The 11,474-nt window shown below is 52.1% G+C and carries 6 protein-coding genes; all 6 read left to right on the top strand.

From position 1 onward, the window contains the following. Window positions 1-91: 91 nt before the first annotated feature. A complete protein-coding gene (locus tag HYT79_08960; GenBank protein MBI2070718.1) occupies window positions 92-2,308 on the top strand; it encodes a hypothetical protein in 2,217 nt (738 codons plus the stop codon). Then, window positions 2,293-3,180 (top strand): hypothetical protein, encoded by an 888-nt coding sequence (locus HYT79_08955; protein MBI2070717.1) that lies wholly within the window; start codon window positions 2,293-2,295, stop codon window positions 3,178-3,180. The genes HYT79_08960 and HYT79_08955 overlap by 16 nt, the downstream gene beginning before the upstream one ends. A 105-nt stretch (window positions 3,181-3,285) precedes the next feature. Further along, the gene (locus tag HYT79_08950; protein ID MBI2070716.1) at window positions 3,286-5,841 is read left to right on the top strand and encodes a hypothetical protein; all 2,556 of its coding nucleotides are present in this window, start codon (window positions 3,286-3,288) and stop codon (window positions 5,839-5,841) included. A gap of 14 nt (window positions 5,842-5,855) precedes the next feature. After that, window positions 5,856-9,146 (top strand): T9SS type A sorting domain-containing protein, encoded by a 3,291-nt coding sequence (locus HYT79_08945; protein MBI2070715.1) that lies wholly within the window; start codon window positions 5,856-5,858, stop codon window positions 9,144-9,146. A gap of 22 nt (window positions 9,147-9,168) precedes the next feature. Further along, a complete protein-coding gene (locus tag HYT79_08940; protein MBI2070714.1) occupies window positions 9,169-10,083 on the top strand; it encodes a PorV/PorQ family protein in 915 nt (304 codons plus the stop codon). A 353-nt stretch (window positions 10,084-10,436) separates the two neighbouring features. Continuing rightward, entirely contained in the window at window positions 10,437-11,474 is a 1,038-nt protein-coding gene (locus tag HYT79_08935; GenBank protein ID MBI2070713.1) for an aspartate-semialdehyde dehydrogenase, read from the top strand.

The raw sequence follows: 11,474 nt of genomic DNA, 5'->3' as shown, positions 1-11,474 counted from the left end.
GCATTGTTTTAAATTTCAACTTATAGGAGTTCGGCATAAAGGGATGAAACGAACGAAGGATTAGCGATGTAAACGAAAAAAAGGAAAAGCCATGATGGGGAACGGGAGGGAAACCGATATTTTTGGCGTGGGCCAAACCAACTCAGGCCCGCTTGCGGCCAGAACCGCCCTCCTGTTTGCTATGGTTTTCCTCGGGATGGGAGCATCATTGACTTGGGCCACAGAAACGATCGAAACGGCTGATTTAAGCGGCTTTTCCAAAACCTGCTTTGAAGAAGGGAAATTCCTGGATATCATCTCAGGCTACGGCCATGATTCCTGCCTGGAATGCGCCAAGGGGGAGGCCAGGGCCGATGTAACGGGACCGGAAAATTCCGTTGTCTTTAATCCCCAATTCTTCACCACGGGTTCCCCGCCCCAGGAAACCCAGTGCTTTTTCCACAGTTCTCAAGGCAATCACTGCGGGCACTCCGAAGAAATCAACTTCTTCGGCGGCCAAAGCCCGGTCATCCCCGGAACCTACACGTTCACCTACAATTACAGCCTTAAGACCCCTGATGCCGAATCGGTCCCCCCTTTGGTCAGCGTCAATATCCGCCCCCAGACCAGAAGCGGCGGCCCATCCTGCACCGCCGGCAACTTCGGCTTCGGCACGTTAAACTTCGCAGACAAGGCTACCCTTAAAGTCATCGTGCCGGATAAAGGGCAAGCGACAAAACTGCAATCCGTTGTAGGCGACAATCAGATGCAGATTGTCAACAAGAAATTGCCTAATCCTCTTGTTGTCAAGGCTGTTCGCACGGATGGACAGCCCTCCGTTGGATTCATAATAAATTTCTCAATCACAGACATTCCGTCAGGTGGCACAGATGCTTTCTTATCGGTTTCCAGCACCCAAACAGATAGCCAGGGTTTGGCCCGCGTGGAATTGACCCTGGGTTCGGCCAGTGGCACCTACAAGGTTCAAGCCTCCTGCCCTAATTGCAGTCAAAGTCCGAACTCCGTGACTTTTACGGCGACGGCCAAAACCAGGGAACAAGCCACAAAACTCGAAAAATATCGAAACGACTTCGCCGCTCCGGTTGGAGGAGAACTTTTGGACGGCATTAAAGTAAAAGCGGTCAATATCATTGACCAAAAGCCGGAGGCGGGTCTGGAGGTCGTTTTTACGCTGACCGAAGCCGCCGATGGCAGCGCGCCTCAGAATTTGGGCGTCGCCATGACCACGGCCACCGGTGTCGCCAAAATTTCATTCACCCTGGGCAACACGGCAGGTATTTACAAGGTCAAAGCCCGCTGCGAATCCTGCCAAGCCGGCCCTGAAGTCTTTTATACCATCACGGCCATCAAAAAAAGAGACGTTTTTAATGAAACTCCCGCTACCGACGTCTTCGAACGTCAGGACGTCAAGGATTCGGAGGGGCGGGACAAAACAGACCCGGACTTTAACGGGCTAGCCCTGACGATTGAAAACTCAACCGTAACTCCGGCGAGACCCGCCATGGGCAACATTCCTGCTGTCTCGGGCGGCAAAGCCGCAATCAGGGTCTTCGGCATCGCCAATGTTGCCTTCACAGCCGAGCTTCTTCCCGTGTTCGGCACCGGCGGCCACCAGCACGACACGCTAAGGCCCATGGGGTCCCTGAGTCAAACCACGGGCCATCCAGGGGAAATTATCGAATACACAGCCGGAGAAATCGCCGGCCAGGAAATGATCGTGATCAAACAGGTCAATCGCCAAGCCAGGGACTTTATAGTCATACGAGAGACAGGGATCAATATTCAGGAACTCTCTGCGGCTGCGACGTTTTACCGGATTACCGGCAATGATCCAAGAATAAGCTTTAAAAATAAATTCCATCCCCAGAACCATTACGGCGCTCAAACCCTTTACGACGAAGTCACCAAGCTCGCCCAGGTCTACGAGTCCTCAAACAGCGCTACTGTGGGCATCAATGACATGAGCCTAGCCCAGGGAGGGCTCTTTGACATCCATGCGAACTGGCAGATAGGGCATGAATGCCATAGGAAGGGAACGAGCGTGGATATTGATAGGTTTCAGCAAAAAATTTTGGATGGTCTAAAGATTCCCGAACGTATTAAAAATATGGGCCACCGCCTTGCCAAGCTGGCCAAGGATAACAACATTGATTGCCGCAGAATCGTTGAACAGACATTTATTGAGGGTAAAAAGGTATGCCACGTTCATTTTGAATGCCCCGCCTCAGAGTGGGGGACATCCTGCGAGCAAGCAGGGAATATTCCTATTGATCCAACAACAGGAGAACCGGAATGCGTAGAGAATTAAAAATTATGGCTTTGTTGTTTTTGACAGCATCGTTTACAGATGTCCAGGCTGGCAAGCCTTGGCCGAAGCTGGTGGATGTGGTGGTGAGGGCCAGCGTGACGATGGAGGCGGAAGGGTATCTTTATTCTTACGCTGTGTCCAACTCATTAAAAAATGAATTAGGAATAGATGTTTTCGCAATTGACATTCGCAAAATTCCAGCCGAGCACCCTTTTTCTAGCAAGCATATAACAATCGCTCATAATATTGAAAATCATCTAAAAGCGATAAGCCAAGGCGAACGAATCCAGCCTATGCGTATTTATGGACCTCAACCATGGAAGACATTCGGTCGGCCTACATGGAACCTCATGAATAGTCCTGGTGTTCTCCTTGTACCTGGAGAGATTCAGACAGGTTTCAGGATTAGCGCTAAAGAAACTCCTGGAATCAGAGAGTTTATAACTAAAGGCACTAATTATGACTTTTACTCTTTACCCGAGCAATATGACTTTTCCGGCACAAGGGATGAAATGGATGCCGCCTACAGCGCCGGCATCGAATTCCTCGGCAAAACCATCGCCCCCGTCGCCCCCCCCGAGCCTTTCACGGTTAGTTCCTGGACCGCCCGGATGCTCGCCGATGCCCAGGAGGCCCGCAAACTGGGCTGGATCAAAACAGATGCCGGCCTTAAGGAAATCCAGAAGCTTTTGAAGACGTTAAACACAAAAGACATCAACAGACTTCAAAAGGCCGTTCAAAACATCGAGCAATACGTTTCTCAGGAGGTAAAAGCAGGAAAACTCACGGAGGAAGCCGATGCCCTGGTTCGGCTTAATGCGCTTTATCTGTTTAAAAGACTCAAAGAATCGGAGAAGCCAAAAAAGAAATAAAAAGATTTTTCATGGGTAATCAAACAATGCTGTCGAACCGGGAGGATGTAGCGAACATGATAGTTCGCGAACGTATCGGAATGCAATAGGAGCAATGCGATAACCATGAGAGGGAACGCGGGAAACATCGCGAAGGTGTTGATTATGGGAGCCATGCTGATGCTCGAGCGCTCGGCCTTGGCTTTACATCAAACTCCAGGGGTGATTGAGCCCGGCGATACCGTCTCTTTTTCCGTTGTCTTCAACAACTCGCAAAACAATCAAACTGCGCTGGAAGACGTTCGGTTTGTTCTTTTAAGCGCGCCGCCTTGGCTGACGTCTCTGCCCACATCAATGATTGATCCCGTCGTTGTCCCCGCAGGAGAATCCGTTGAATTTCGCTTGGACTTTGAGGTGAACAATGCCTTTTCCTTGGATGAGGCAAAGGGAGAGGTTATCGCGGAGATCAAGACCAGCAGCGCCAATCTTAACGCCTCGCGGCTTGTCTGGCAATGGCGGACATCAAATGGCTTTAAAACCTCAAGTGCAGAACTGCGGGATGAGCAAGGTAACACTTTCAACGGCTCTCTATCCCCCGACAAAGAGCCCCCGGACACCGCGCTTTCATTCATCGGCCCGACGTTTATGGACAGCCAGGGCGCTCTATTCATTTCTTCGTCAACGGCGCTCAATTTGGAAGGCATCGACGCTATTGTCGTGGATGCCGTGACCTCAGAGGTCGCTTTTACCGGGTTCAAGCTCGATCAACAGGTCTCGGATGTCAACCTGTTAGATGCATTTGTCGGAACATTTACCGTTTCGTCCCCCGGCAATCACTTTATAGTTTTTGGCAGTTCGGATAATGCGGGCAATGCCGAGTCCGTCAAAATCAGCAGCTTTATTGTGGATGCTCAGGCTCCAGGGACCCCTTCAAACCTGCTGGCCGACGGGAGCAACCCCTCTCCCTGGAGGAACATCTCAACTTTTACGGTGACTTTGTCGGGATCGGATGACGCCTCCGGGGTGGCCGGGGCGTTCTTTAAGGTGGGGGCTGTGCCGGGGTTTGGATCGGACGGGATGTTTGTGGCTGGGAGTTCGTCGCAAAATTTCATATTTCAAAATTTGATATTTGAAAATTTAGTCAACGGCAGCAATCCGCTGTACGTCTGGCTTCAGGACAATGTCGGCAATACGGACCATGCAACGGCTCAAATCGTCAATTTGAGATTCGATGATTTAAAACCCCAGTCAACCGCGGCGGTATCGGCGTCCACTTTTTCTGTGGGGCCGATCCCCGTGAGCTTCACGTCTTTCGATCAAAATGGCACGGTGGGTAGCGGCATGGACCGGACATTTTTGTGGTTTAGGCGGGATAATAACGACGACGGGATACTTGGGGATTGGCAGCAAACAGGTCTTGAGATTCTTGGGACCACGGGGAATTTCATATTTGAGATTCCCGGATTACAAGACGGCAATTACGAGTTTTACACGCAGGCCAAGGATATTGCCGGAAACTTTGAGGATGCGCCGTTGGGCACAACACCGGCCAAGGCCGGGGCGTTTTTTGATGCCTCGTCTCCCATCATTTTCAATATCCAAGTGCCCTTGATCGCTTCTAATTTCGCGCAAATCGTATGGACCACGGATGACCGGACAACGGCCTTGGTGGAATATTCAACAAACAGCGCTTTTCCTGCGGGTTTGACCAAAACCAAGACCGTCGGCGTTTCAACAAGAACGCACGGAGTCTTCATCGATTGCTCGGTCTTGTCTCCGGCTGTGATTTACTTCAGAATTACCGCGATCAACAAAACAGGGTTGATAACAACATCTCAAACCGGAAATTTCACGACACCGGCCAATGTGTTTATTCCCCAGGATATTTTTGGCGTGGTGGATGTGGCCAAGCCCATTGCCATTTCCGTCACCAATCCAGGCGTGACCATGGCCACGGTTACCATCAACGGTCAAACCGTTTTTCTTGTTTTAAGCACGTCATCGGCGGCCCAAGTGTTTGTGGATACCGGAACCGTGGCCCAGGGCGAGGAAAACGTCAATATCAGCTTGGATGGATTCGGGTTCAATCAAGGTGTATTGATCGACACGGCCCAGAGAAGCGCAAGGTTGGCGAGATTGTCCAGCAACTCAGGCGGAGGTTTCAGTGAAGCCATCGGACAATCGCAAATGGAAATCGCCATCGGGGAAATCGGGCCAGGGCCGGACTCTTCGATCAGCACAACAGGGTATTTGGCCTCAGGGGGCAATCGCCTTTATACCGGATATTTTGCGGGCATCGACCCGGTTTCGCCAAGCGCCATAACCGATCTTTTAGCCCAGCCTCAGGGCGAAGGAAGCGTCCGGCTTGCTTGGAGCGCTCCGGGGGATGACGCGGCTGTGGGCACGGTTATGAATTACGATATCCGTTTTGCGAGTTTTGCCCTTTCTGCGGAGAACTTTACCCAAGGCGTTAAAGCGGCCAATCCCCCATCGCCTATTGCTGCACCGGGGAATCAAGAATTTGAAATTTCAAATTTAAGCGATGGAGCCACGTATTTCTTTGCAATCAAAGCTTTTGACGAGCTGTTTAATGAATCCTTATCCAATATAGGGCGGGCGAGCCCGAACTTGCCCTGGCTTCTCAAGTTCCCGGCATTACGATCCACCACGTTTCCACTGTAACCGTCAATCCGGCCGTGGCCATTGCCACCAGCGCGGCAGCGGTCCAGGGGTTGATTTTGGTGAGCAATTTATTCGACATATTAAGCCCTGATCCCAGTCTACCCGGCGGCGCGACGCTCAACTTTCGCTATCAGGATTTAGGCAGCGAGGCCTTGGAGCAAGAATTAAGGGTGTATCGCTTTGATGCGGGGCTTTTCATGTGGGAGTTGGTGGCGGATATCGGGCCGGATACGGCCAATAATCTGTTCATTTTGCCTATAACGCATCTTTCTTTATACGCCGTGTTCCTTCAAGATGAAGTTGCCCCCATTACTTCTTTAGATTTATTGGAAGGCCGGAAATTCGTCTCATTGTCAGGCCAAGTCTTTATCTCCAGTAAAACAGCTCATATATTGTCGGCCCGCGATCCGCCTTTGGGCCGTTTAGCGGGATCAGGAGTTTTGGGCACAGAATTCAGAATCGACAGCACAGCCCTGCCCTTTAATCCCTATATCGCGGGCTCAAGCCTCAGTTTCCCCGCCGAAGGATTCCACAGCATTCAATTTAGAAGTTTTGACCTTGCCCATAACACGGAACCCATTAAAAGCGCGTCATTAGCCACGGATAATACTCCTCCGAGAGCCGTTCTTTTCTCACAACAGCCATTTATTTCTATTGACGGCGGCATTGCCGTACTGGCTCCTTTAGCCACCGTGCAGGTGATCATCAATGATCCTTTAAACAATTTGGCAGCGTCGGGAATCGATCTTACCGGTATTGCGTACAGCTTGGATGGCGGCTCGACCATTTCCGTTACTGGGCTTGAGTTCAGCATTGCTTTGGGCTCAGGGACGCATGTCTTGAATGTTTCAGTCAAGGACAATGTGGGCAATGAACTCAATCAGGTGTTTAAAGTTTTAATCGGAGACGTTTTGCCGCCTCAAAGCATGCTTATGATCGGGCCGCCCAAATTAGAGCCGGCGTCTGCTCAAGACCCGGTGTTTATTACGCAAAATTCATTTTTAACCTTGATCTCAACCGATGATTTTTCTTTAGCCGGAGATGCTTTGGGCCTGGGCGTCGCCTTCCAGAAAGTTTCCATGAACGCCGCGGGGCGATTTACTTTCAATAATCCCAATCCCGGCCAAGGCTCGGCCTTTATTTCCAGCTTCACTCTTTCCGGGGAAGCGGACGGGCTGTATGCTTTGGAATTTTTTGCCGAGGATGTAATCGGCAACAAGGAAACGGCTCAAACGACGACCGTGGCCGTGGATAACAGCCATCCCTTGACCTCGGTTCATATCTCAGGACCACAATTTAAGGCGATAGGGGATGTGCCGGGCGCCATCGGCGGGCCATTGTTTATCGCCACGCATAGTTTGATTTCCCTTGATGCCGTTGATCCTATCGTCAACGGCGCGGCTTCAGGGCTTAAAGAAACGAAATTTAACATCGATGCCGGGCCGTTTGAAGTATTTGCCTCAAGCTTTACTTTATCCGAAGGCAAAAGAACTTTGCTGATGGCGAGCAAAGACCGGCTGGATAATGAAGAACTCCTTAAAACCTTCGAGGTGTCGGTTGATCAAACGCCTCCTCAAACAACGGTTTCTTATGCGGGGCCCGCTGCTTTCCCCAACCATCCTTCCGATGCCCAGCCCTCGGACACGGATGCCTTTATCACCGGACAAACAGGGATTGTTCTATCAGCCCAGGACCCCGTGTCTCAGGAAGTTGCATCCGGGGTCAAAGAAATCAAATACAAAATAAACGGCGGAGAGTTTTTGGTTTATGCCGGCAGTTTCACCTTGCCCGCGCCAGGCGTTTATTTGATCGAGTATTTTGCCAAGGACCGGGTGGATCATGCAGAAGCGCCCCGCTTCCTTAAGGTGGCGGTGGATAATGCCGTGCCCGAGACAAGCCTGGCCGTGGGTCAACCGTCTTTCCAGGCTTTTAGCGAGACGCTGATCACACCTGAAACCCCCATCACACTTAGCGCCGTGGACCCCTTGGTCAACAACGCGGCTTCCGGCCTTAAAGAAATTCTTTTTAGTGTTGATCAAACTCCGCTTGCGGTTTATTCCTCCACCTTCACTTTAGCCCAAGGTACCCATACCGTAAGCTTCCTGGCCAAGGATCGCCTCGGCAATGCGGGGGTTATGCAAAAGAAAATTTTTCATGTCTCGGCTTTGCAGCAGCATGCTTTGGTAACCGGTCAAGGAGCCTCGGATTTAGACGGTAATGTTCGCATCGAAGGAAGCATCGCTTCCTCGGGCGCGTTTACCGCCAACGGCAACCCCGTCAGCGTTTCCAGCGTCATTGCATCCGCAATACGCCTTGTGGGCAATGCCACAATCGAGGGTGACGCTATTTTGACCGCAGGAACCACCGATCAAATAGAGCTGACCGGCAATGCGTCCATCAAAGGGTCGCGGCTGGTGAATCCAACTCTGGCCCCTCAGCCAAGCCCGATAGATTTGGCGGCGCTGCTGGCTAACGTAAGCCAATCCAATAGCAATCATCTGATTCCAAGCCAATATTTGGTCAATGGCTCCTTGATCATTAAGGACCAAACATTGACCCTGACCACGGGCCAATACCTTATCAACGGCTTGGAGGTCACGGGCAACGGGGAAATCAAAGTCCAAGGCCCCGTAGCTCTGTTCGTGCGCGGAGTCGTCACTTGGGAAGGCAATGCCCTCATCAACAAAACCGATAAAGCCTCAAACCTTCTTATATTTTCCGATTCCTCAGAGATATTTTTAGCCAAAGGCAATGTTGAGGCTGCAGTCTTTGTCTATGCACCCTTGTCCTCAGCAGAAATAGACGGCAATGTCCGCTTGGCCGGGCATGCTTATTTTGCCTCTGCCTCAATCAAAGGCAATCCCATTCTCTATGAAACCGATGGTCTATTGCCGCCTAAAGAGGGGAACAATCAAAACAATGCCGGCAACGATGATGAAGGCTCGAAGAAGACGGCAAGCCTGGCATCCGCGCCTTCGCAATTTGGCCCTGACCCTGCCTTTAAACTTGGGGAGATTTACGCCTTCCCCAATCCTGCGGTGTCCGGGCAAAGACCCACGCTTCATATCGAATCAGGCTTGGCGGATGGGGCCCAGATCAGGGTTTATGACATGGCCGGGGAGTTGGTCGCGGAATCGTCATTGTCCGGGCAGCCGGGCATTGTGGATAGAGGAACAGGGATCAAGTACGCCTATGAGCATACCCTGGATCGGCATTTGCCCACGGATGTTTATCTTTACGTTGTCACAACTCAGAAAGAAGGGCAGACATTGAAGAAAGCGGGCAGGTTCTCGGTGGTGAGGTAGTTTAAGGAGGTGATTAGCTGCTATGAGAGGGAAATTAAAATGGGTCTGGATTCCCGCCTTCGCGGGAATGACGATGGGGATTGCTGCGAGTCTATGGGCTGAGACTCAATCCGGGCTTTCCTTCCTTAAAATCGGAGTCGGGGCCCGGCCCATCGGCTTGGGAGGGGCTTACACGGCCATGGCCCATGATGCCACGGCTCTTTATTGGAATCCTGCGGGTTTAAGCTCGTTAAGCAAGAAAGAAATTTCCGCCATGCATTCCGAGTGGCTGTTAGGATCAAACTTCGATTTTCTGGGTATAGGATACCCGTCAAAAATCGGAACCTTGGGATTCGGGGTTTCCATGCTCAGCCAGCCTCAGCAAGAAGGCAGGGATGCCCAAGGCAGGAAAACATCTGATTTCTCAGCCAGGGACTCGGCGTTTTCCTTGGCTTTAGGCAGGCGCTTGTCTTTAGAGACCCGGCTTGGTTTGGGATTAAAACTCATTCAAAGCAGAATCGGCGCTTATCAAGGGCAGGGATTCGCCCTTGATCTGGGGGCCATGCGGCATCTTCAAGCAACCCCGCTTTCTTTCGGCTTGGCCGTTCAAAATTTGGGACCGGGGATTAAATTTATCGAAGAAAGAACGAAACTCCCTCTAACCCTGTCCTCAGGCTTGGGTTATCATGCCTTCGGCTCTTTTGTTTTGGCTGCTGATATCAAATACAGGGTTTATGACAAAAAAACAATCTGGGCCATGGGCACGGAGTACGGTCTAGGAGGTTCATTCGCGCTGAGGGCCGGCTACTCACTCACCGAAATCGGCGGTCGGAATTCCCTTTCCGGCCTGGGCGCGGGATTTGGCTTGAAGATTGCCCAATACCGACTGGACTATTCCATGACCCCGTTCGGGGAGCTAGGAGACACGCACCGGGTGAGTTTGGGCGCGAGATGGTGATGCTCTGATCCTTAAGACAATTGACTTTAGTCAAGTATGTAAATTGACCGTAGTCATTTTGTAGAAACCCCTGACCTGGCATACTCTTTACGTTAAATAAATCAACGGGAGAATCTCCGGCCGGGAGCCGGGAAGGAGGAGAGATGACAAAGGTTGGAATGATCCTGGGACTTTTCCTGGGGTTGGTTGCTATGAGCGTTTGGAGCATGCCGACGACGTCCACGCAATACGATCCGTGCGTGTACCCGCGCTGCTACCGGTAACTTTCGAAAATTAAGATTACCGCGCCCCGCCCCTGAATTCTGATCCATAAGGCATTCGTGGGCGGGGCTTTAAGTTTTTATAATCATCCCATGGCTGCAACAAAGAAACCCGCCGCAAACCCCAACCCCCGCCTGGGCATCATCGGTCCCAGGGGCTTGGTGGGGGAAGAGCTCCTGGCCCTGCTCGCCAAGAAACGCTGGGCCACGGACCTGACGCTGATTTCCACCGATCCCAAGGGAACCGGCCGGGTCAGATTCCGCAACGGATCGCTGCCGGTGCGCGGCTTCAGCGACTTCCTTAATAATAAGCGCCGGGAATTCGACTGCTTGATCAGCCTGGCTGAAACGGATTGGTCGCGCGGCCATCTGAAAAAATTCTTCGGAACAAGCGCGGTTATCATTGATGAATCCGCCGCCTTCCGCTTAAATCCCGACGTTCCGCTCATCGTCCCGGAAATCAACGGCAACAACATCAAAGGCAACCCGCCCAAATTAATCGCCAGCCCCAACTGCACCACCGTGGTTCTGGTCATGGCCCTGGCGCCCCTGGCCAAATATGGGCTGCGGCGCGTTGTCGCGGCCAGCTACCAGGCGGCTTCAGGAGCCGGCCGCCGCGCCAGAGACGGTTTCTTGCAGGAAGCCAAAACCATGGGCAACGGTAGAATCAAAACCTCCGGATTTTTTCCAAGGCCTTTAGCCGGCAATGTCATCCCCCAGATCGGCTCCTTCACGGAATCGGGCTTCACGGAAGAAGAGGACAAGGTGATTGCGGAAACCAGAAAAATCCTGGGTTTGGCCGACTTGCCCCTGTCCGCGACTTGCGTGCGCGTTCCCGTTCTTCGCGGCCACTCCCTGGCGGTCTGGGCCGAGTTGGAAAAGCCCCTGCCTCAGGGCGCTTTAACCGATTGTTACAACGGCTTTCCCGGCGTCGCGGTCAGCGGCTCTTACCCCACGCCGGTTGAAACCGCCGGGCAATTGGGGGTTGCCGTGGGCCGCCTGCGCCGCGATCCCGTATGGCCCAACGGCCTGTCCCTTTGGTGCTCGGGCGACAATCTTTTAAAAGGCGCGGCGGAAAACGTTTTGGGCATTGCCGATCTGTTCCTGAACCCGGCCCAAGCGCCCGCCTGA

Source organism: Elusimicrobiota bacterium (assembly GCA_016180815.1).
Taxonomy (GTDB): domain Bacteria; phylum Elusimicrobiota; class Elusimicrobia; order JACQPE01; family JACQPE01; genus JACPAN01.
Note: the sequence above shows the minus strand (reverse complement) of the source record. Positions and strands in the feature narration are given on the sequence as shown.